This window comes from Streptomyces sp. NPDC005866, from assembly GCF_040629895.1.
Taxonomy (GTDB): domain Bacteria; phylum Actinomycetota; class Actinomycetes; order Streptomycetales; family Streptomycetaceae; genus Streptomyces.
Window position 1 is genome coordinate 203,344 of record NZ_JBEXWP010000006.1, and the last position, 22,232, is coordinate 225,575.

At 70.8% G+C, this 22,232-nt stretch carries 20 protein-coding genes; 8 read left to right on the forward strand and 12 right to left on the reverse strand.

Features of this window, described 5'->3' with window-relative positions:
• Positions 1–28 precede the first annotated feature (28 nt).
• The 5 genes from ABZ396_RS11790 to ABZ396_RS11810 all read right to left on the reverse strand — a co-directional run bounded on the left by ABZ396_RS11790 (position 29) and on the right by ABZ396_RS11810 (position 5,050).
• Positions 29–694, reverse strand: coding sequence for a hypothetical protein (locus ABZ396_RS11790; RefSeq protein WP_358919853.1), 666 nt, complete (start codon positions 692–694; stop codon positions 29–31).
• 146 nt (positions 695–840) lie between these two features.
• Entirely contained in the window at positions 841–2,421 is a 1,581-nt protein-coding gene (locus ABZ396_RS11795; RefSeq protein WP_358919854.1) for a carboxylesterase family protein, read from the reverse strand.
• Between the two features lie 16 nt (positions 2,422–2,437).
• Complete coding sequence (locus ABZ396_RS11800) at positions 2,438–3,076, reverse strand: GPP34 family phosphoprotein (protein ID WP_358919856.1); 639 nt, start codon at positions 3,074–3,076, stop codon at positions 2,438–2,440.
• A gap of 124 nt (positions 3,077–3,200) precedes the next feature.
• Positions 3,201–3,860, reverse strand: coding sequence for a response regulator transcription factor (locus ABZ396_RS11805; protein WP_358919858.1), 660 nt, complete (start codon positions 3,858–3,860; stop codon positions 3,201–3,203).
• Positions 3,857–5,050 (reverse strand): sensor histidine kinase, encoded by a 1,194-nt coding sequence (locus ABZ396_RS11810; protein ID WP_358919860.1) that lies wholly within the window; start codon positions 5,048–5,050, stop codon positions 3,857–3,859. The genes ABZ396_RS11805 and ABZ396_RS11810 overlap by 4 nt, the downstream gene beginning before the upstream one ends.
• Positions 5,051–5,241: 191 nt before the next feature.
• On the opposite strand from ABZ396_RS11810, the gene ABZ396_RS11815 reads away from it, so the two are divergent.
• Positions 5,242–6,354, forward strand: coding sequence for a helix-turn-helix domain-containing protein (locus ABZ396_RS11815; RefSeq protein ID WP_358919862.1), 1,113 nt, complete (start codon positions 5,242–5,244; stop codon positions 6,352–6,354).
• A gap of 61 nt (positions 6,355–6,415) precedes the next feature.
• Here ABZ396_RS11815 and ABZ396_RS11820 read toward each other — a convergent pair whose 3' ends face one another.
• The 4 genes from ABZ396_RS11820 to ABZ396_RS11835 are packed head-to-tail and all read right to left on the reverse strand — an operon-like array spanning position 6,416 to position 9,459.
• Positions 6,416–7,165, reverse strand: a complete 750-nt coding sequence (locus tag ABZ396_RS11820; RefSeq protein WP_358919864.1) for a D-Ala-D-Ala carboxypeptidase family metallohydrolase — start codon at positions 7,163–7,165, stop codon at positions 6,416–6,418.
• Positions 7,166–7,211: 46 nt separating this feature from the next.
• A complete protein-coding gene (locus ABZ396_RS11825) occupies positions 7,212–7,628 on the reverse strand; it encodes a hypothetical protein (RefSeq protein ID WP_358919866.1) in 417 nt (138 codons plus the stop codon).
• 25 nt (positions 7,629–7,653) lie between these two features.
• Positions 7,654–8,052, reverse strand: a complete 399-nt coding sequence (locus ABZ396_RS11830) for a hypothetical protein (RefSeq protein WP_358919868.1) — start codon at positions 8,050–8,052, stop codon at positions 7,654–7,656.
• A gap of 60 nt (positions 8,053–8,112) precedes the next feature.
• Positions 8,113–9,459 (reverse strand): GH25 family lysozyme, encoded by a 1,347-nt coding sequence (locus ABZ396_RS11835; protein WP_358919870.1) that lies wholly within the window; start codon positions 9,457–9,459, stop codon positions 8,113–8,115.
• Positions 9,460–9,921: 462 nt separating this feature from the next.
• Here ABZ396_RS11835 and ABZ396_RS11840 point away from each other — a divergent pair, with 462 nt between their 5' ends.
• Complete coding sequence (locus ABZ396_RS11840) at positions 9,922–11,571, forward strand: alkaline phosphatase family protein (protein ID WP_358919872.1); 1,650 nt, start codon at positions 9,922–9,924, stop codon at positions 11,569–11,571.
• 168 nt (positions 11,572–11,739) lie between these two features.
• Here the strand turns inward: ABZ396_RS11840 and ABZ396_RS11845 are convergent, their stop codons facing one another.
• The 3 genes from ABZ396_RS11845 to ABZ396_RS11855 are packed head-to-tail and all read right to left on the reverse strand — an operon-like array spanning position 11,740 to position 14,621.
• The gene (locus tag ABZ396_RS11845) at positions 11,740–12,825 is read right to left on the reverse strand and encodes an ABC transporter substrate-binding protein (protein ID WP_358915930.1); all 1,086 of its coding nucleotides are present in this window, start codon (positions 12,823–12,825) and stop codon (positions 11,740–11,742) included.
• 57 nt (positions 12,826–12,882) lie between these two features.
• A complete protein-coding gene (locus ABZ396_RS11850) occupies positions 12,883–13,764 on the reverse strand; it encodes an ABC transporter permease (RefSeq protein WP_358915931.1) in 882 nt (293 codons plus the stop codon).
• Entirely contained in the window at positions 13,761–14,621 is an 861-nt protein-coding gene (locus ABZ396_RS11855; protein WP_358915933.1) for an ABC transporter ATP-binding protein, read from the reverse strand. The genes ABZ396_RS11850 and ABZ396_RS11855 overlap by 4 nt, the downstream gene beginning before the upstream one ends.
• Positions 14,622–14,866: 245 nt before the next feature.
• On the opposite strand from ABZ396_RS11855, the gene ABZ396_RS11860 reads away from it, so the two are divergent.
• From ABZ396_RS11860 to ABZ396_RS11885, 6 genes are all read left to right on the forward strand, one after another.
• Positions 14,867–16,528 (forward strand): sensor histidine kinase, encoded by a 1,662-nt coding sequence (locus ABZ396_RS11860; protein ID WP_358915935.1) that lies wholly within the window; start codon positions 14,867–14,869, stop codon positions 16,526–16,528.
• Positions 16,525–17,214: a response regulator gene (locus ABZ396_RS11865; RefSeq protein WP_358915937.1), complete on the forward strand. Its 690-nt coding sequence runs from the start codon at positions 16,525–16,527 to the stop codon at positions 17,212–17,214. Before ABZ396_RS11860 ends, ABZ396_RS11865 begins: the two co-directional genes overlap by 4 nt.
• 470 nt (positions 17,215–17,684) lie before the next feature.
• On the forward strand, positions 17,685–20,126 hold the full coding sequence (locus ABZ396_RS11870; RefSeq protein WP_358915939.1) for a SpoIIE family protein phosphatase: 2,442 nt from the start codon (positions 17,685–17,687) through the stop codon (positions 20,124–20,126).
• A 215-nt stretch (positions 20,127–20,341) separates the two neighbouring features.
• Positions 20,342–20,521, forward strand: coding sequence for a hypothetical protein (locus tag ABZ396_RS11875; RefSeq protein ID WP_358915940.1), 180 nt, complete (start codon positions 20,342–20,344; stop codon positions 20,519–20,521).
• A gap of 402 nt (positions 20,522–20,923) precedes the next feature.
• Entirely contained in the window at positions 20,924–21,511 is a 588-nt protein-coding gene (locus tag ABZ396_RS11880; protein ID WP_358915942.1) for a sigma-70 family RNA polymerase sigma factor, read from the forward strand.
• Positions 21,508–22,122: a hypothetical protein gene (locus ABZ396_RS11885; protein WP_358915944.1), complete on the forward strand. Its 615-nt coding sequence runs from the start codon at positions 21,508–21,510 to the stop codon at positions 22,120–22,122. The genes ABZ396_RS11880 and ABZ396_RS11885 overlap by 4 nt, the downstream gene beginning before the upstream one ends.
• The last annotated feature ends 110 nt before the right edge of the window (positions 22,123–22,232 follow it).

Here is a 22,232-nt window from a genome sequence, read left to right on the forward strand (position 1 = left end):
ACGAAGCCCATCAGGGTGGAGGGAGGCGTCAGTGCTGCAGGGCCGGTGAGCCGGCGGGCACACGTCGTGCGGCGCTGCGGTAGGTGGAGATGCCCAGGGCGAGGATCCAGTAGCTGAGGATCGCGCCCATCAGGGCGGTCGTGCCCCAGCCGTTCGCCGCGTAGAAGTGTGCGGGCGTGTTGCCGAAGAACAGGGACGGCACGAAGATCAGGTTGAGCCCTGCCAGGGCGAAGGCGGAGCGGCCGGTCCAGCGCGGCAGCAGGTTCGTACGGGAGATGCCGTAGCCCACCGCGGTCAGGAAAAGGGCGAGCATGAGGCGGCCGATCGACCCGTACAGGACGTAGGTGCCGCTGACTGTGACGGTCGGGTCGATCGGGTGGTCGGCGGCGATGACCGCGCCGGCTTCCAGACCGCTGGACACCAGGGTGACCGTCGCGTAGACCAGCCCGGCGGCGAAGGCCAGGGTGCCGACCCACTCGTAGGCGGGGTTCGCAGCCTTGACCAGTTCGCGGAAGGCCGTCACGAACACGATCAGGAACGCCAGCGCGACGATTCCGATCAGCAGCCTGGCCAGGACGTTCGAGTCCGGCGGCGGGCCGGAATAGAGGAAGTACAGGGGTACTTCGACGATGAGGGCGGCCGCGGTGGCGATGCCGGCGAGACCCGTCAGGCGCCGGGCGATCGTCTCGTTCATGGGTGTCCTCCTGGGGTCCGTGTGATGCGTTCCTCGTTGCTTCGTCGTCGACGACATGCATCCTGCCGCTCGCGGCGCACCTCGTCGCTGGGCCTGGACACCGGATGAGGGTGGTCCTACCGCCACCCCTCCCGTCGTCTTCCCGGTCACCCGAGGGCGTTCCAGAACGCGCAGTGGTGGCGGGACTGCACCGTGCGGGTGGGGACGATGTGGTCCGGCGCCAGGGACAGCACCGTCCGCCGGGACCAGTGCGGCGACGACAGGCCGTTCGGGTCGGCGGTGCGGGCGAAGCGCGTCCAGTAGCCGATCATGGTGTCGGCCAGCCGGCGCTGTGCCGCGGTCAGGTCGCGGGGGTGGCCGCCCAGGTCGAACAGGTAGGGCAGTTCGCTCGCGTGCGGCGCGCCGAGCGGGAACGGCGGGGTGCCCGAGGTGAGCGGCGGGGCGTGATCGTCGGCGAACTCGTAGCGCCAGACGGACACATGGGCGGCGAGCAGGCCGGCGGTGTGCCTTGTCGGGCAGGCGAAGTCGGCGTCGCCGATGACCGCGCCGAGCACCGGACCGCCGTCGGTGCTGTGCACCGGGTACTCGCGGACGATCGCCTGCGCTTGGCCCGAGGACTGCCCCGAGGAGGGGAAGAAGGCGGCCACGACGTCGGGCCAGGTGTCGGGAGTTACGGGATGGCCGGCCTGGACGATCCCGGCGGCCCAGCCGTTGCCCTCGTCGTGGTTGTTGCCGATGAGCACGGGGACAGGGTGGAAACGGCCGGCGGCGATCGCCGCCGCGGGGTCGCTGGGCAGCAACGGGGTGGTGTGAGCGGGCTGTTGATCGGTGTCCTGGGCCGCGAGCAGACGGGCGACTCCCACGCGCCGCAGGCAGGCCAGGACGTCGCGGGCAGAGCCGCAGCCGACCTTCGCCGCGAGGTCCGCGCCCGCGGCACGGGCCGCGGACAGGGAGACGGAGGACGGGGCGAACGGCCGGTCGGGACGGCCTGTGCACGGGCCGCTCTGAATGATCGCCCGGTCGAAGAGCCACGCGGCGGCGGGTGAGGCGAGCTGGGCGCAGACGCTGTAGCCGCCCGCCGACTCGCCGGCCAGCGTCACGTTGTGCGCGTCGCCGCCGAAGGCACCGATCTCGGCGCGGACCCAGCGCAGCGCGGCCTGCTGGTCGGCCAGGCCGAAGGTGCCGGAGCCGGGCAGCCCACTGTGGGCGAGGAAACCGAGGGCTCCCAGGCGGTAGTTGACAGCGACGACCACGACGTCGCCGCGGGTGGCCATGCGGTGGGCGTCGTACGAGCTGCCCGCTCCGGTGGTGAAGCCGCCGCCGTGCAGCCACACGATCACCGGCCGGGGACGAGCCGGTCCCGCGCCGTCGGGCGTCGTGACGTTCAGGTGGAGACAGTCCTCGTCGGTGCTGCCGCCCGGCACCTCGCCGGCCGGCTGCGGGCAGGCGCTCGCGGGCCGGGTCGCGTCCCGTACCGCGGACCAGGGGGTCGCGCGGTGGGGCGGCGCCCAGCGAAGCCTGCCGACCGGGGCCGCCGCGTAGGGGATGCCCTCGAAGGTGCGGTAGCCGTCGTGGGCGGCGCCCCGCACCGGGCCGTCGTGGGTGAGTACGGTCGTGGCGGCGGTGCGCCGGGCGGGCTCCGTCGGTGGCGCCGCGGACCAGGCCGTCGCGAGGACGGCGGTCAGGGCGCAGCCCAGCGTGGTGGTCAGGAGGCGGTGCATGCTCATTCTTCTCCCCGTCCGGTCAGCTGCCGCCCATGCCGCCCTGTGCGGCGATCATGGTCGTCGGCAGAGCGCGTACTGCTGTCTCCAGGCCTGGCGCGAGGGCGGCGAGAGATCCCGTGCAGGCGTCGATACGGGCCCGGAAGGTCTTCTGGTCCTGCCGTGACACGACCGAGCGGATGCCGCCCGCCGCGGCCAGCGCCAGCAGCGCGGCGTCGGCGGTGGGGATCTCCCGCACGGGTCCGTCCCCGTGCAGCGCGGCGGACACACGGGCGCGGAGTGCGCCGGGCACGGCGCGGTCCGTCACGGTCGTCCGCCGGGTGCCGAAGCGGGTGCGGGGTGCCTTCACGGTGAGGAGTCCCGCCGCGGCAAGCCGGTCCTCCACCTCCGTCAAAGTCCGCTTGCGGTGGCGGCGCACGAGGTGCTTCCAGCTGTGCCAGTCGGCGGCGTCGCGCAGAACGCCGTCCAGGACGGGGTCGCTGGTCGCTTGCGTGCCGGACACGGTCACCGTGCCGCCGTCCTCACCCAGCCGGCCGCGCAACGCGAGGTCGACCAGGGCGGCGGCACGGACCAGCAATTCCGTCCGGGAGCGGTCGTATGGGCCTTCGGCCGCTTCGTCGTGGGCGAGCAGATACAGGAGGCAGGCCAGGTCGTCTGTCACACCTCGACGCTATGCCCGGGTACCCCGGCCACGGATCGGCCCCAGGAGTGGACTGGCACTGGGAACAAGGGAGGACCGCGGCCCGGCCTCATCCTTGAGGAGGAGGCGGTGCCGTATCAGGGCGTCAGGGGCGGCGCGGCCGCACGAGGCCGTGGTCGTAGGCGGCGACGACGGCCTGGACGCGGTCACGCAGGCCCAGTTTGCGCAGCACCGCGGTGACATGGTTCTTGACGGTGGCTTGCGACAGGCCGAGCCGCTGGGCGATCTCCGCGTTCGACAGTGCCTGCCCGATCAGGGTGAGCACCTCCCGTTCCCGGCCGGAGAGGTCCTGCAGGGAGGGCGGCGGCGCCGGGTCGGGTGTGGTGCGCAGGAACCGGTCGAGGACGCGGCTCAGCACGGTCGGCGCCAGCAGCGCGTCGCCGCGCGCGGTGAGGCGGATGGCTTCGACGAGTTCGGTGGGTCGGATGTCCTTCAGCAGGAAGCCGCTCGCCCCGGCCCGCAGGGCGGCGACCACGTGCGTGTCCACGTCCCACGTGGTCAGCACCAGCACCCGGGCCCGACTGCCGCACTCCGCGATCTGCCGGGTCGCCTCGATGCCGTCCACGACGGGCATGCGTACGTCCATCAGCACGACGTCGGGCGCCAGTTCCCGGGTCAGCCGCACCGCCTCCTGACCGTCGGACGCCTCACCGACCACCTCCACGTCGTCCCGGGCGTCGATGATCATGCGGAATCCGGTACGGACCAGGGCCTGGTCGTCGGCCACCACCACGCGCAGCGTCATGACGCGCCGTCCGCCGGCAGCCGCGCCGCCACCTCGTAGCCGCCTTGCGGCAGCGGACCGGCGCGCAGGCTGCCGCCCACAAGCCGTGCCCGCTCCTTCATCCCCACCAGACCGCGTCCCGCTCCCACCGCGGCCGAACGGCCCTGCGGCGTACGCCCGTTGTCGACGATCACGACCTTCACGCACTCCTCTTCGGCCATCATGCGCACGCTCACCTCGGTGGCACCGGCCGCGTGGCGCAGCGTGTTGGTGAGGGCCTCCTGGACGATCCGGTACGCCGCCAGGTCCACCGCGGCCGGCAGCCCGTCAGTGGGACCCTCGCGATGCACATGCACGGTCAACCCCGTCGCGCGCACGGTGTCGGCCAACTCGTCCAGGCGCGCGAGTGAGGGCCCGGGCTCCCGCTGTTCCCCGGCCCCTCCCGCCCTCGTGTCGGGGGCCCCTTCCTCCCTCGTGTCGGGCCCGAACGCCCGAAGCAGCAGGCGCAGTTCGCCGAGCGCCGACCGTGCACCGGTCTCGATGGCCCGCAACGCCTGACGGGCCTGTTCGGGCCGCTGGGTGAACACATCATCGGCGGCCCCCGCCTGCACGACCATCACCGACAGGGTGTGCGCCACGACGTCGTGCACCTCCCGCGCGATCCGCGCGCGCTCCTCCACCACAGCCCGTCGCGTCTCCGCCCTCGTCCGCGCCTGCTGCGCCCTGCGCCACTGGCCCGCGGTCCACGCCAGGACGACCGTCAGCAGATAAACCGTCAGACCCGCGGGGCCGCCCGCCCCGAACGCCAGCGGCGCCGACAGGCACATCGCCGCGAGGGCCCCCACCGACATCCGCCGCGGTCTGGTGGCCGACAGCACGCACAACGTGACCTGCGCCGCGAGCAGCGCCCCCGTCAAGGTCACCGCGGGCAGCAGCGCCCACACCGCGAGCCCTGTCGCCGCGTTCGCGGCCAGTACGACGAGCGGGGCGCGCGCCTGCCACCTCAGGGCGCAGGCCTGCGCCAGGACCAGGGCCACAGCAACGGGCAGCCGTCGGCCGTGCTCCGTGCCGGCGACGAGCACCGAGGTGCCGAGAACGGAGAGCACCAGGCCGGCCGTCCCCCACCAGAGCGCACCGGCCGCCCGGGGCGACAGCTCGCCCCGGGCTTCATCGGCGAAGGGGTCGTCCGGCTGTCTGCTGCTGCGGGCCACGTTCCGACCCTATCCGGCAGGTCATGGAACGTGCCGTCGCGAAGCGCGGGTGCCGTGGCTTGACGCCCTCTCAAATACAGTCGCTCCAAAGGGCCTTGACGGTCCGATTCCAGAAGTGAAAGGACACACACAGCTCCTTCATAGCGGTGTAGCTTCTACCCGTCATCAGGGGCCTGAGCAAGGGTGGATGCGTGGTTGCCTCTCCGCACACCGAGAAGTTCGCCGCCTACCTTCGGATGCTGAAGGACCGCAGTGGCCGGGGCTACGACCGCCTGGGCAAGGACGCGGGCGTCAGTGGTTCCAGTCTGCATCGGTACTGCTCCGGCCTCAGCGTCCCGACGGACTACCGGGTGGTGCACGCCTTCGCCAGGGTGTGCGGCGCCAGTGCGGAGGAGCTCCGCGAACTCCACCGGCTGTGGGCGCTGGCGGACACCGACCGGGACGTACCGGCCGTGACCGCCAAGGAGAACCAGGACCCGGACCCGGAACCGGACGCGGAACCGGACCCGGACCCGGACCCGGACCCTGACGAACCTTCCGTGTCCGCGCAGGCGAGCCCCGGACCGGCCGACGCCACCCCGCCGGAGATCACCCCCGGCAAGGGTGGGAAGCCGCGACGCTCCCTGGTGTCCCAGAAGCTGTCCTCGCGTGTAGCGATACTGGCCGCCGTGGTCGCGGTGGTGCTGGTGGCCGGCTTCGTGTGGCTGCCTCTCGGGCGCCCTGCCGGTGCCTCATCGGCGGCCGACGACGGGTTGCTGTACTCCCCGGCGTGCAAGTCGGTGAGCATGGGGCAGCACGACGAGTGTGTGCGCGAGGTCCAGAGCCTGCTGACGCGGGCGAAGGGCAGACTCGCCGTCGACGGGGACTTCGGGCCGGAAACCCTGCGCAGACTGACCGCGTTCCAGGTGCTGGCGGGTCTGCCGGCCACGAACGTGGTCGACGACGCCACCAAGAAGGCGCTCTACGCCCGGAAGGTGAGCATGGCGACCTGGTCGCGGGCCGAGGTGGCGAAGCGGATCCGTGAGGTGTTCGTCGAGGATCCCGACACCGCCGTGGCCGTCGCCCGCTGTGCGTCGTTCCTGGACCCGCTGTACGTACTGCCCAACACCAACGGCAGCCGCAACTGGGGCGTGTTCCAGATCTCCGACGCCCGCCTGCGGGAGCTCGACGGCACACCGCTGCGGGCGTTCGACCCGGCCTGGAACATCGAGGCGGCCCACCGGCTGTGGAGCGCCAAGCGTGACTTCCACGACTGGCCCTCCTGCGAGGCGGCGTTGAAGAACACGACCACACCGAAGAGCTGAAGTCCGGAGCTCCGGGTACCGCCGTGGCGGTACCCGGAGCTCCGCTCCCCCGCGAGCGGCGTCAGATCGTGCCGCTCTCCCACCACCAGTCGCGGCCGAGGTCGGCCCTGCTGTCGACGTGCTGGTGGTCGACGGTGTACCTCTCCAGCCCGGAGAACCCGCAGGTCTCCGCCTTCTGGTAGACGGTCTTGTTGGCCACGCCGGGCACGTCGAGGTCGGCCGCGGTGCCGTACAGGTGCATGCTGTCGCTGGCCCCGCCGATGTCGGCGTTGTGCGCGATGCTGCGGAAGCCGGAGGTGACCGTGATCGGCTTGTCGCCCAGCTTCTTGCGCAGGGCCTCCAGCTTGTACATGCAGCGGCGGACGTTCTCCTTCACCTGCGACGCGCTCAGCTTGCCGCCGTTGAAGGTGCCGTCCGACTGGTTGACGAACTCGCTCCAGTTGAAGTGGACCGTGGAGCCGTCCGACTGCTCCAGCGCGTTGAGCTTCGCCTGGGTGTTGGGTCCGACGCTGGCGTCGGCGGTGAGACCGTACGCCGCCTGGAACCGGCGTACCGCCGCGGCCGTGCCGGGGCCGAAGTCCCCGTCGATGCTGACCCGGGTGTGGCCGGCGCTGTCCGCCGCCCAGCCCGCGACCCGGATCTGCAGCTCGGTCACGTCGGCGCCGGTGGCGCCCTGCTCCAGCGTGCGCGACCACGAATAGGCCTGTGCGACACCCGAGAACAGCAGCTGGCCGAACGCGACGCCGGCGCCTGCGGCCAGCGTGCCGCGGAGCATGGTGCGGCGGTCCATGGGACGGAAGGAGGAAGTCATCGTCGTCCTTTCTGGGAACTCTCGGGAACGGTGGTGCGGGAAGGTGTCAGTAGGCGATCTGGAACGTCACGTTCTGCGCGTCGGTGTCGTAGGCGTGCACGCGCAGGACGAAGTGGGTGCCGTCCAGGACGTCGGTGGCGACGGTCCCCCACTCGGTGCCGTGGGTGGTGTACGCGTCGCCGTTGTTGCACTTGGTGGTGTGGTCGGTGAACACCACACAGGCGTCCAGGTACACCCCCGGCACGTCCGTGATGAGCCGCATGTTGATGTCGTTGCACCGCGAGGACGTGGTGTAGGTGCCGTACTCCTTGGCGGCCGCCTGGTAGTGGTACGTCAGGGTCTTCGCGCCGCCGTAGCAGCTGACCGCGGCGGCCGAGGACTGTGCGGAGGCGGGTGCGACGCCCGCTCCCAGCAGTGCGGCCGCGGTGAACAGAGCCGAGGCGAAGGTCCTGCTCCGGATCATGGTGGTCTCCGTTCGGTGAGGGTGGTCAGAAAGCGATCTGCATGACGGCGTCGTCGCCCTCCAGGGGCACGCCGTTGGGCACCGTGAACTTGGTGCCGTCCAGGACGTCGGTGGCGATGGTCGTCCAACTGCGGCCGACCTTGGTCCAGTAGTTGCAGGTGCCGGTCTTCGCGAACTTCACGCAGGCGTTCACGTAGTCCGCGGTTCCGCCGGTGACGCGCATGTTGATGTCGTTGCAGCGGCTGGTGGTCCAGTAGGGGCCGAAGTCGAGCACGTCCCCGTAGCGCACCGTGACGGCCCCGCCGTAGCAGCTCGTGGCGACGGCGGTGGCGGTGGCGGTGGCGGCCGAGGCGGGTGCCGGAGCGGTGGAGCCCAGGGTGACGAGCAGCGCGACGAGGGCCGCGCGTGCGAACCGGATGGTCATAGGGGTTCTCCGTGTTTTCCGGGTTTCCGGGTTTCCGGGTTTCCGGGTTTCCGGTCGGGATCAGCGGTTGGCCAGACGGTCCAGATCGGCCTGGGTGCCGTTGAACACGTCGCCGGTCGCCGGTGCCTTGATGCCCGGGAACAGCGCGGCGTCGGTGTACTGCCACATCGCCCAGGTCGTCGAGCCGTTCGGCACCGGCGGCTGGGTGATCGACCGGCGGTAGTCCGCGAGTTGCAGCGGATACCGGGCGAAGGCGGTGGTCGAACCCAGGCAGTCGTCCAGGAAGGACTTCTGGGTGTAGATGATCGGCGTGCGGCCGAAGGCCGCCTCCACCCGGTCGAGCCAGGCCTTGGCGTCGGCCACCGTGCCGTGGGCGGGACAGCGTCCGCTGCCGTCGTCCATGCGTTCCAGGTCGAACACCGGAGGCAGGTCGCCCGCACGTCGCCCGGTGTAGCCGGTCGCCCGCACGGCGGCGATGAACCGGTCGGCCTGCGCGGCGCCCGTGTCGGGCGACGTGCCGGTGTAGAAGTGGTAGGGCGCGACGGCCAGGCCGGCCGACCTGGCCGCCTCCACGTCGGTGGCGAGGTATTCGTCGGTGACGTTCAGGCCCCGGGTGGCCTTGACCGTCGCGAACTCGACACCCGAGGCGCGTACGGCCTTCCAGTCGATCGGCGCTCCGCCGGGGTGCTGGTACTTGGCCGTGTCCAGGCCGTCGATCGGGTAGCCGGCGGGGCGCGGTGGCGTGCAGTACGTGTTACGGCTGGACCAGTCCACCAGCTTCGCCCAGGTGTTCGGGCCCACGACGCCGTCGGCACCGAGGTCGGCGCAGTGCTGGAGCTCGATGACCCGGGCCTCGGTCCCGCCCCCGAAGTCGCCGTCGATCGCCAGCGGCGGATAGTGGAACGGCTCCATGGCCAGGTTGAGACGGCACTGCACCTCCTTGACCTCGCTGCCCGTCGCACCCCGTCGCAGCGTCGGGCGCGCGTCGGTGTGGCCGCACACGGTCGTCTGCGCCGCGCTCGACGTGCCCTGGTTCGCGCAGGTGTGCGGTTGTGCGGCCCAGGTGTTCAGTGCCGCCCAGGTCTGCGGGCCGAGCACACCGTCCACGCCCAGCCCGGCACACCGCTGGAACTCCTTGACCCGGGTCTGCGTCGCCGGCCCGAACGAACCGTCCGCCGCGATCGGCGTGTACCGGCTCGGCTTCGTCGCCAGACTGAGCTCGCACTGCGCCTCGACCGCCGAGTCACCCGTCGATCCCAACTGCAGCGTGGGCTGTGCGCTCGTGTGCCCGCAGACCGCGACCGCGCCGGCCGCGGACTCCGCCGCCTGCGCCGCCGTGGGCCCGTACAGGGGCAGGACCGCTGCCACGGCGAGGGTCAGGCCCCGCAGAAGCGTCCGTTGTCCCATCCGTGTTCCCCCTCTTGTGAGTAGCCGGGAGCCCCCGGCGCGGATCAGGCTGGCAGCGGTCACCTCGAAGCAGACCCCCCTGCCCCCGGATTGGGACGCCGGGACAGTCACGCGCCCGTGACCTGCGGGGACGGATCACCGCTGAGATGAACGTGGGACACGGACCGCGGAGCTGGAGCTCGACGGGGGGGCGCAGCGGGTGCACGCGACCTCGACCGGCTTGTGCCCGTGCACACCCAGCTCCTCGGCGTCGAGCCTGTTTCGGCGAGATCCGACGCCGACTCCGGTCGTTCGGCTCGCCCGGGGCCGCGGACGTCCCCCTTCCTGGGCAAAACCAGACCTGCTTGGTGAAGACCCGACCGCTCATTCCGGGTGTGTTCACACATGCGCCGTTTCCGGTCCACAAGACGCGACTCTGATGAGCCCGGCACCCGCAGCCCGCCCCGAACACCCGGAGAACCAATGTCCAGACGTTACGTCAGGTCCGCAGCCTTCCTCGCCGCCGCCGGAGTCCTGACCGGGGTGACTGCCACCCAGCCCTCCGCGTTCGCCGCCTCCCCCCACCGGGCCGCCGCCAGGCATGTCCTGCTGGTCTCCGTTGACGGGCTGCACCAGTCGGACCTGGCCTGGTACATCGCCGGACACCCGAAGTCCGCGCTGGCCCGGCTGGTCGGCGGGGGCGTGGAGTACACCCACGCCAGCACCACCACGCCGTCCGACTCCTTCCCCGGCATGGTCGCCCAGGCGACCGGCGGCAGTCCCGGCACCACGGGCATCTACTACGACGACACCTACAACGCCGCGCTCCTCCCGGCGGGAACCACCAGTTGCAAGGGCGTCAAGCCCGGGGTCGAGGTGGACCTCACGGAGGACCTGGACAAGAACCAGGCCTCCATCGACGCCGGTCAGGGCCTCGCGGGCCTGCCGGACAGCATCCTGTCGATGACCGGCCACCCGGCGAGCCTGATCAACGCGTCGAAACTGCCGGTCGACCCGAAGACCTGCCGGCCGGTGTACCCGCACTCGTATCTCAAGGTGAACACGATCTTCGAGGTGGCCCGGCAGGCGGGGCTGCGTACCGCCTGGTCGGACAAGCACGCCGCCTACGAGATCCTCAGCGGCCCCTCGGGCACCGGCGTCCAGGACCTGTTCACCCCGGAGATCAACAGCGACGCCCTCGGCTACGCCGCCGGCAATGACTGGACCACGGACAACAAGGCCACCGAGCAGTACGACGGCTACAAGGTGAAGGCCGTCCTCAACGAGATCGACGGCTACGACCACAGCCGCTCTCACAAGGTCGGCACCCCGGCGATCTTCGGCCTCAACTTCCAGTCGGTCTCCACCGCGCAGAAGCTGCCCGCCTCGGAGGGCCTCACCGGCGGCTACACCGCCAAGAACGTCCCCGGCCCGTTGCTGGTGAAGAACCTGGACTTCGTCAACACGGAGATCGGCGCCCTGACCGCCGAGATCGGCAAGCGGCACCTTTCCGGCAGCACCACCGTCATCCTCTCCGCCAAGCACGGCCAGTCGCCCACCGACCCCGCCGCGCTCACCCGCGTCGACGACGGCCCGCTGCTGGACGGCCTCAACGCCGCCTGGAAGAAGCTCCACCCCGGCGCCGCCGACCTGGTGACGCACGCGGTGGACGACGACGCCATGCTGCTCTGGCTGTCCGACCGCTCAGCGGCCGCCACCGCCTTCGCCAAGAAGTACCTGCTCGAGCAGAGCGGCACCGGCACCGACATCAATGCCGCGCCCAAGGCCTACGCCCACAGCGGGCTCAGCAAGGTCTACGCCGGCAAGGCCGCGGCCGACTACTTCCATGTCAAGGCCGGCGACGCCCGGGTCCCGGACCTCCTCGGTGTCGCACAGTACGGTGTCGTCTACACCGGCGGCACCAAGAAGATCGCCGAGCACGGCGGCGGCCACTCCGACGACCTCGCCGTTCCTCTCGTCGTGTCCGGCGCCTCCGTCCCGGACGGCGTACGCGACTCCGCGGACGTGCAGACCAAGCAGATCGCACCGACGATCCTGAGCCTGCTCGGTCTCGACCCCCGCTCCCTGCAGGCCGTGCGCGAGGAACACACCGCCGCGCTGCCGGTCCGCTGACCCGTTCGGTGCGCCCCGGCCACGTAGGTCCGGGGCGCACCGGCCGTTCGCACCGGCGTCAGGCACCGTCCGGTCGGGCAAGCACAGCCGGCACCCTGGGCGCGCCCTCGGCGCGCTGCGTCGGGCGGTCGGGGAGCAGGGGGCGGGCCCGGACCTCCTGTTGCAGGCTCAGCCGTTCGCCCCGGCCGGGGTCGTGGTCGTCTTGAAGCCCTCGGTCTTGTTGGCCTGGATGGCGAAGTCGTTGGTGAACGTTGTGCTGAGGTCCACCGACGACTTCACGTTACCGACCAGCTTCTCCGTCGCCAGAGAGGTCTTCGGACCACCGGCCGGCATGAGACCGTCCGGGAGGAACTGGCCCTTGTCCTCGTTCAGGGCCGAGACGTAGTCGGCCTTGGTCACCAGCTGGTTCGACACGAACGACGCCGGCATCTTGTTCGCGATGTCGGCCGCGCTGTGCGTGTTGATCCAGTGCATGGTGGCGACGAGGGCGTCGACGACCTTCTGCACCGTGTCCTTGTGCGAGTCCACCCAGTCGGTGCGGGCTAGCACACCGGCAGCAGGATAGGCACCGCCCATCGCCGCGATGGCGCCGCCCGTGGTGGCCAGGTCGATCGCGGACGTACCGACGCCCTTCTTCTGGATCGCGGCCACCGTCGGCTGCGTCGTCATCACGCAGTCGACCTTGCCGTTCTGCAGCGCGGCGATGGCGGTGGACCCCGCACCGACCCCGATCCGGTGGAACTGGCTGGTGTTCACGCCCTTCTTGGCGGCCAGGAACTGGGTGAGGGTGTCGGTGCCCGACCCCAGGTCGGTGACGCCGAGGGTCTTTCCCTTGAAGTCGGCGGCCGAGTGGACCCCCGATTTCGTGGTGCACATCTCGCGCTCGCCCGGCGCGCCGGAGAGCTGCACGACGTCCTCGACGGCCTTGCCCTTCGCCTGGAACTCCATCGTGTGGTTGTACCAGGCACCCGCCATGTCCACCTGCCCCGAGGCCATGGCCTGCTCGGCGCCGACACCGCCGTCCTGCTCGCTGCTCAGCTGGACGTTGACGCCGTACTTCTTGTAGTAGCCAAGGTTCTGGGCGAGCTGGTACGGCAGGTAGATCTGCTTGTCGATGCCGCCGACCATCAGTTTGACAGTCGGCGTACCGCCTGAGCCGCTGCTTGCGCTGGAGTTGCCGGAACAGGCGCTGACCGCGCCGAGGGCGAGAACGGTGAGCAGAGACGCGGCGACGGCGACGGGTCGTCTGGACATGGCTGACCACATTCCTTTACTGAGGGTTGTGAGATGAAGTGGGGAGCGCGGGGGGCGTCAGATGGCGTTGGAGGCCTCGGACGGGGCCGGCGGGCGCCAGGACAACAGCCGGTGCTCGACCTTGCCGATCAGCCACTCGGCGCCGAGCACGATGACCGAGATGACGAGCATCGTGGCGAAGACGCCGTTGGGGTCGAAGTTGTTCTGCGCGGTCTTGATGACCAGGCCGAGGCCGCTCTGCGCGCCGAGCACCTCACCGACCAGCGCGCCGACGATGGCGAAGCCGAAGGCGCTGTGCAGGCTGGCGATGATCCAGGTGAGCGCGGAGGGCACGGTGACGTGCCGGATGATCTGCAGTTGCGAGGCGCCGAGGACCTTGGTGTTGGCCAGGATGTTGCGGTCGACCTCGCGGACGCCCTGGAAGGCGTTGAAGAAGACGATGAAGAACACCAGCACCGCGGCGAGCAGGATCTTCGGCAGCACGCCGATGCCGAACGCGACGATGAAGATGGAGCCGAGGACGATACGCGGGATCGCGTTGACCATCTTGATGTAGGGGCCGAGCACGTCGGCGAGGAAGGGGCTCTGGCCGAGCGCGACGCCGAAGACCACTCCGGTGACGGCCCCGAGGGCGAAGCCGACCAGCGCCTCCTGGATCGTTGTCCAGATGTTCGAGTAGAAGGACCCGAACTCGGTGCCCTGCTGGAAGAGGTCGACCAGCCGCTTGGCGATGCCGGACGGCTGCCCGAAGAAGAACGGGTCGACGATCCCCCAGGTGGTGAACGCCTGCCAGCCCCCGATGACGATGGCCGCGAGGCCGAAACGGCCCGCCCACACCAGCCAGGTGCGCCGCCGGGCGGCGCGCCTGGCGGCGGCCGCGGTCGAGGACTGTGCGCCGTCCTTGACCAGGGCGGGGGAATCAGCGGACGTCGTACTCATGCCGTACCTCCTGCGGTGCGTGCGTAGGCGCGCTCCACCTCTTCGCGCAGGCAGTCCCAGATCTTGTGCTGGAGTTCGATGAAGCGGGGCTGGAACCGGATCTCCTGGACCGAGCCGCGCGGGCGCGGCAGGTCGATGTCGAAGACCGCCTTGACCGAGCCGGGGCTGGACGTCATGACGACGACCCGGTCGGCGAGCGCCACGGCCTCGTCGAGGTCGTGGGTGATGAAGAGGACCGACGGACGGATCTGCTCCCACAGGCCGAGGAGTTCGGTCGACATGATCGCCTTGGTCTGCACGTCCAGGGCGCCGAACGGCTCGTCCATGATGAGGATCCTGGGTTCGTTGATCAGCGCCGCGGCCATCGCCACGCGCTTGCGCATGCCGCCGGAGAGCTGGTGCGGGTAGCGGTCCTCGAATCCCGTCAGGCCCACCCGGCGCAGCCAGTCGCGTGCCGAGGCCTGGGCCTTCTGCTTGGGCACTTTGCGGAAGACAGGGCCCATCAGGACGTTGCCGAGGACCGTCTTCCAGGGCAGCAGCGCGTCGGTCTGGAACATGAAGCTGACGCCGTCGGTGACGCCGTCCACCTCACGGCCGCCGACCCTGACCGAGCCCTCGCTGGGCCGGTCGAGCCCGGACACCAAGCTCAGCGTCGTCGACTTGCCACAGCCGGTCGGGCCGACCACCGCGCAGAACTGGCCAGGTTCCACGGTGAACGAAACGTCCCGCAGTGCCGTGAACACCTCACCCGCAGGAGTCAGAAACCGTTTGGTGAGTCCTGAGATCTCGACTCGCGCGCTGTCCTGGCCGGCCGTCTCGGCGACGTGGCCCGTCGCGACGTCGTTTCGCGAAGCCATCTGAGGCTGTCTCCTTCCCCATGTCGGAGGTCCTCGGAGGTCGAGGAAGGCAGACGCTAAAGGCCTCGCGGTGTTACGTCGCCGTTTCAGACGTATCCCGCGTTAGCCGCGTTAACAGGGGTTCTGCGCGTTCTGCTCAGCGGACCGGGGGGTGGGCAGGATGTCCGCGGTGGGACACAATCACGCCACCACGGGTACGGCGAAGGGCCGTGCCCGGCCGTACGACAAGGGCGAAGTCACCTGTGATGCCCATCCGTATCCGGATCCGCCGCGGCGGGAAGGGAAGGCTCTCCGCGCGGATCCTGGCCAACCAGCTCGTCATCCTGGCCCTCACCGGAGCCATCGGCTTCGTACTGTTCGCGTTCGCGCAGCGGGCCGAGATCGACCGTGCCTACGAGCAGCGGGCACTGGACATCGCGCAGACCACGGCCGCCGATCCGCAGATCCGGCAGGCCATGGCGCACGGGGCCGACGACGGCATCGTGCAGACCGTCGCCGAACGGATGCGGAAGGCATCGGGAGCGTCGTACGTGGTCGTGATCGACCTGCACGGCGTCCGCCACTCGCATCCCGTCCCGGCGCTGATCGGCGAGCCGGTGGACGATCCGATCGTGGTCCTCGACGGCCGTCCCCACGTCGGCTCCGACCAGGGCGCGACCGGGCGGTCCGCCAACGGCAAGGCCCCGCTGCACGGACCCACGGGCACGCTGGTCGGCGAGGTTTCGGCCGGCATCCCGGAACACGATGCGCTCGGCGAACTGTGGCGGGAGCTGCCCACCTTCGGCCTGTACAGCGCGATCGCCGTCGCGCTCGGCTCGGCTGCCGCGTTCCTGCTGGCCACGCAACTGAAACGGTCGACCTTCGGGCTGGAACTGGAGGAGATCGCCGGACTGTTCCAGGATCGCGAGGCCATGCTCCACGGCATCCGGGAGGGCGTGATCGCCTTCGCTCCCGACGGCCGGATCAGCGTGGTCAACGACGAGGCCCGCAATCTGCTCGGCCTCGGTACGGCGCTCGGCAGCCGACTCGAGGAGGTGTTGCCCGACGGGCGGCTGCGCCGCGCCCTGGACGGCACCCAGACCGGCGCGGACATCAGTGTGCTGACCGACGATCACTGCCTGGTGGTCAACCGGATGCCGGTGACGCTGCACGGCCGTGAGCTGGGCGCGGTGGTCACCGTACGCGACCGCACCGAGCTGATCGGGCTGCTGCGCGAACTGGACTCGGTGCGCGGGCTGACCGATGCCCTGCGCGCGCAGCAGCACGAGTTCACCAACCGCATGCACACGGTGGCCGGGCTGCTGGACATCGGCGACCACGACGCCGCCTTCGAGTACGCCGTGGAGTCGGCCGGCGCCGACCAGGCGCTGACCGAGTCCGTACGCGAACGGATCGGCAACGCGCTGCTGGTGGGGCTGATCGTCGCCAAGACCACGGTGGCCGCGGAGCGCGGGGTACGGATGGTGCTCAGTGACGACTCCGCGCTCGGCGAGGACCCGCCGCATCTGCGCCGACTGCTGACCATCGTCGGCAACCTGCTGGACAACGCGATCGACGCGGCGTCCGGCGGACCGCCCGCGGGTGGCCGGGAGGTGCTGCTCTCACTGGTCGAGGCCGTGGACCTGGTGATGGTGCGGGTCGCGGACAGCGGCCCGGGGATTCCGCCGGGCGCCACCGAGTCGATCTTCGAGGACGGCTGGTCGACCCGGCCCGACCGGGGCACCGCCCGGCGCGGGCTGGGGCTGGCCCTCGTCCACCGGCTGACCCAGCGGCACGGCGGGACCATCACGGTCACGGAGGGGCCGGGAGCGGTCTTCACCGTCGTTCTGCCGCTGCCGGACGCCACCCCCGTGCCACGGGACGCACAGTTCACGTCGGCCTCGCCGACCGGAGGTGACCGCGGATGATCCGGACCCTGGTGGTGGACGACGACTTCCGGGTCAGCCACATCCATTGCGACTACGCGTCCCGCATCGAGGACTTCGAGGTGGTCGGCCGGGCGGCGACCGTGGCCGAGACACTGGACGCGGTGCGCAGCCTCCACCCCGATCTGCTGCTGCTCGACATATTCCTGCCGGACGGCAGCGGACTCGACGTGCTGCGCCAGCTCAGCTCGGACGAGGGCGGCGCCCGCCCCGACGCGCTCATGATCACCGCCGACCGGGACATCACCTCGGTACGGACCGCCATGAAGCTCGGCGCCGTGGGCTACCTGGTCAAGCCGTTCGGCTCCGCCGACCTGGCCGAGCGGCTCACCGCCTACCGCGAACTCCAGCACCGGGTAGCCGCGTTGGGCCTCGCCCCGCGGACCGACCAGGCCGACGTGGACGCCCTCTTCAGCGCCGCCCGGCCACCGGTCGTCCCCCGGGTCCCGGCCAAGGGGCACTCCGCACCGACCCTCGCCCTCCTGCACCAGGCCCTGCGCACCGCCCACGACGCGCTGTCCGCGGCCCAGGCCGCAGAACTCACCGGCGTCTCCCGCGCAACGGCGCAGCGTTATCTCTCCTACCTCGTACGGGAGGGCATGGTCCGGCTCGAACTCCGTTACGGGGCCACCGGCCGCCCCGAACACCGCTACAGGATCGCCCGATGAGCCGGGCGCCGAGCGCACCTGACAGGGGGCAGCTCGCCGGTCTTGTGGAGCCGCGCGGCGTTTTCACGGGTCACCGCCTGATCACAGGCTGGGTAGCGCTGGAGTCGCCAAGATCACCCGCGCCCGCCGCCGGAGGGCAGCCGCAGCCCCCGCCGACGTGCAGCCCATCGCGCCGGAGCGACCCCGGGCGAGTGGGCCGTGGCCGGTCCGGCCGCCACCGGCGGCCGCAACCTGCTGCGTATCCTGTCGATGACCTGGGTATTCGCGTCGCAGCAACCGCCATGGCCGCCATTGTCCGCCTGAGCATCTTCGACGCCATCCACGGCTCTGTGACCGCCGCGCCGGCATAACGCCCCCCTTGAGCCGACCGTGCGGCAGCGCCGTCCAGCACGTGCGATCACTTGACGGGAACTGGCGCCAGAACCGAGCGATCCTGGAATCAGCAGCCGACTCGAAGGGGAGGTGGTCGTATGGATCCATCGGCGCGCCGCCCTGGTGACTCCCTTTTCGCCGCTGCGGCTCTGGCAGTGGCGGCTCCGGACGGCGCGCTGACCTGCTGGAGCGCCGGTGCCGAGCAATTGCTCGGGCACTCCGCCGACGAAGCCGTCGGCCGACCCGCGGCAGAGCTACTCGCATCGGTCCTCCCGATGGCTGCTCGTGAGCGATTCGATCGGCAGGAGGGCTGGGCCGGGCAGGTGGCACTCCGCCACCGCGACGGCAGCACGGTGGAGTGCCGGTTGCGAGCGCGCCCGCTGCCCACAGGTGACGGGCGAGCCGGGTGGCTACTGGAGGGCATCCCGGTGCCGGAGCAGGCGGAGCGTGATACGGACCCACTGATCCGCTGGTCGTTCGACCAGTCCCCGTTCCCCCTGGCAATCTGCGACACCGAGGGCCGGTTCCTACGGGTCAACGAGCCCATGGCCAAGCAGCTCGCCGCCTCCGAGCAGGAGGTTCGAGGACTTCGTATCACCGAGCACATGCCCGATCCGGCCTTTCAGGCTCCCGAGCGGTCCCTCGACCGCGTGCTGAACACCGGTGAGCCCGAGCACCTCGAGAACTACGTCAAGGTTCCGGGAGAACCCCACGCGCACGCCTGGATCGTCCACGTCACCCCGCTCACGGACTCCCTCGGGGTGGTGCACGGCGGTCAGCTGGCCGCCCTGGACTTCTCCGAGCAGTACGCGGCCCGCGAGCGCCTGGCGCTGCTCAACGAGGCCAGCAGGAGTATCGGCAGCAGCCTCGACGTGAGCCGCACCGCCCAGGAACTGGCCGACGTGGCCGTGCCCGCGCTCGCGGACTTCGTCTCGGTCGATCTCCTTGACGCTGTGCTGTGCGGCGACGAGCCTCCGCCGATCGCCGTCGACGGGCCTCTGATGCTTCGGCGCGCGGCCGTCCGCTGCGGTGTGAAGCCCGCAGTCGCAGTCGGCGAGCTGGCCCGCTACCCGGAGTTCTCGCCGGTGGCCCGCTGCCTGGCCACCGGCCACGGCAGCGTGCACCGGACCGGAGAGCCCGAGATCAACCGCTGGCTGGCTCACGACCCCGACCGAGCCACCTGGGTGAGCCGGCACCGTGCGCAGTCCGTGATCACGGTGCCGCTTCGCGCCCGCGGCACCAACCTCGGCGTCGTCCTCTTCACCCGTCTGGATCTCTCCGCCCCGCCATACGGACGCGACGACCTGCAGATCGCCGAGGAACTGGTGGCACGTGCCGCGGTCTGCATCGACAACGCCCGCCGTTACACACGCGAGCACACGACAGCACTGGCTCTCCAGCACAGCCTCCTCCCGCAGGGGATTTTCGAGCAGTCAGCCCTCGAGGTCGCGGGCCGTTACCTGCCCGCGGACTCGAGGATCGGCGTCGGCGGTGACTGGTTCGACGTGATCCCGCTTTCTGGTGCCCGCGTCGCCCTCGTCGTTGGCGATGTGGTCGGCCACGGCATCGCCGCCTCGGCCGCCATGGGCCGCCTTCGCACGGCCGTACGTACCCTCGCCGATGTCGATCTGGCTCCGGACGAGCTCCTCGCCCACGTGGACGACCTTGTCGTCCGGCTCAGCGAGGAGCCCGCCTCCGGAACAGAGGCGCCCTTCGGAGAACTCGGGGCCACCTGCCTGTACGCGGTCTACGACCCCATCTCCCGCAAGTGCTCGCTCGCCAGTGCGGGACACCTGTGGCCCGCACTGGTTCGCCCTGACGGCCAGGTGGACTTCGTCGAACTGCCCACCGGCCCGCCGCTCGGCCTGGGCGGGGCGTCATTTGAGTGCGTCGAACGCGAAATCCCCGAGGGCAGTCTGCTGGTGATGTACACCGACGGCTTGATCGAGGCACGTCATCGCGATGTCGACGCCGGCCTGCGTACCCTGCGCATTGCCCTGGCCGACGCTGTTGCGTCGTCGTTGGAGACCACCTGCGACACGGTACTCGAGACGCTCCTCGACGAGCGGCCCGCCGACGACGTCGCACTGCTCGTCGCCCGTACACATGCCCTGGGCAGCGGGCACGTCGCCGTCTGGGACCTCCCCAGCGATCCGGCTGTCGTCGCCGACGCCCGCTGTCGGGCGACCGCCCAACTCCACGCCTGGGAGTTGGACGAGCTGGCATATGTCACCGAACTCGTGGTCAGCGAGCTGGTCACCAACGCCATCCGCTACGGCGGCGCGCCAATTCATCTGCGGCTGATCAGGGAAGGGACGCTGATCTGTGAGGTCTCCGACGCCAGCAGCACCTCACCACACCTGCGCCGCGCCCGCATCTTCGACGAGGGCGGACGCGGCCTGATGCTGGTTGCCCAGCTCACCGAGCGCTGGGGGACGCGGTATGCCGGCACCGGCAAGACCATCTGGACCGAGCAGCCCCTTCCCGCGCGGGCGCCCAGGACGAGTGGAAGACGGGCCGTCGGACCGACAGCCGCATAGACGCGAACGGGCGGAGGATGACAGCGCATGCCGACGCGCTGCGGCCGACGGGCAGCGCGCACATCGCGCGGTACGCACGCCCGCCGTGCGGCGATCGGAGTCCCGCCGGCAGGTGGTTCAGGCTCCGGCCGCCGTGACGACGGCGTCCGTGGCGAAGCCGAGCACCAGACCGAGGAGGACGCACCAACTGGTGAGCGCGCGATCGACAGGGTGTCGTGGGTCAGGTGCTGGCCGACGAGGGTGCCCAGAAAGGTGGGGCCGCCACCGAGCAGGCTGAGCCAGAGCAGCGGGAGCCAGGACGGACGTTCGCCCTCGGCGGCCAGCGGGGCGACGATGCCGAAGCCCTCGGTGGCGTTGTGCAGGCCGAAGTCGATGACCAGCAGAAGGGCGAGTGAGATCTCGCCTGCGCGGCGGAGTTGCCGATGGCGAGGCCCTCGGGCCGGGCGGCGGGCGATCCAGCCGTCGTAGTGCACGAGCCCGGCTAGCCGATCGTCAGGCCCGCGATGTGGGTGGAACCCCCGGGGGGATGTGCCCCACTCGTGCTTGCCCAGCGCCTCGTCGACCGGCTCCCAGGCGTGGGCCGGCACATCCCGGACGCGGAAGATCAGGATGCCGATGGCACGGCGTTCAGGGCCGCCCTGAGCCGGGGCGTGCGCGTGCGGAGGCGGCCGAAGGGGAGGCCGGGAGCTGGTGAAAGCCTGAGGCCCGAGCCCGAATCCGCCAGAGGCGGTAAGAGATCCGGCCCGACCGAACATCTACCGGTTGACGGCCGCTGACAGACGGAACACGGAGGTGCTGTGAAACGACGACGAACAACCCCCGGGGAGTACGGTGACCCGGCCGGACACCGGGCCTTGGAGGCTCTCTACAGGGCTCATGCCGACCGGGTCCTGGCGTATCTGCTGCACCGTACGGACCGGGAGACAGCACAGGACATCCTGTCGGAGACTTTCGTGCTGGCCTGGCGCAAGTCCGGGTCCGTACCCGACGACGCCTTGCCGTGGCTGCTCGCCTCGGCCCGGCGGCTGCTCGCCAACCGCGTGCGGTCCGACCAGCGGCACCGCGCACTGGCCGAGCGCGTGGCGGCGATGGCCGACCGGACGGGGACCGCGGACTTCCGAGACGCGATAGGAACGCGCGCCGAGGTGGCCGCCGCGCTGTCGGCGCTTTCCGAACAGGACCGGGAGGTACTCGTGCTGAGTGCCTGGTACGGCCTGACGGCCAAACAAGCGGCCGTGGTCGCTGGCTGCACGGCCACGGCCTTCGCTGTGCGCCTGCACCGGGCGCGCAAACGCTTCAGGGCAGCGCTGCCCCGTACAGACCATGCACAGCCGGCCCACGGCGCTCTGTCTCACACCCACTTCACCCAACGGGAGTCAGCATGAAGCCGAACGCCACCGAGCACAGCCAGGCGCCCGACCTCGCCGCCATCCGCGCCCTTCGCCCCGACGGCGACAGCACCGACGGCTGGGCGGTGTCCGCCGAGGGCCGGACCGTCCTGCGGGAGATCCTGCGACGCTCCGAGCAGCCGCCCGGCGCTGCCGGTTCGGGGAGGCGCCGGCACCTGTTCATGGTGGGTGCGGTCACAGCTGCTCTCCTCGGGGGCGCCACCACGGCTGCCGTAGCCACGTTCGGGCCGTGGAGCGAGGACGGGCGCAATGTCATGTGCGCCCGCACGCTGTCGCCCGAGGCGGACCTGAGCCAGTTGCCGCTCAAAGCCATGAAGGATTTCGATCCGCAGGACGCGGCGCGTTCCTGCGCGGCGGCCTGGGACCGGATGTGGAACCAGCCCGCGCAGGGCACAGTTCCGCAGACTCCCAAGCCGGCCCGGTTCGCGGCCTGCTACTTCCCGAAGGCGCAGCCCGACAGCGGCGAGTCCTCGGTCACCGACGGCCATGAGTCACTCGGCGGGCCGGTGATCTACCCGGCGGACGGTTACCCCACAGAGAAGGCGGCCTGCGAAGCCATCGGCTCCAGGCCCGTGGAAGGCGGTTGAGGCCGCCTGGGGACGGCCCGTCCACTTCACGTCGCCACGGGCGAGCAGGGGCGCCGGCTGCCCCGCCGGCAGGCCTCAAGGCGCCATGGTGGGGCGGGTCGCCACCAGCG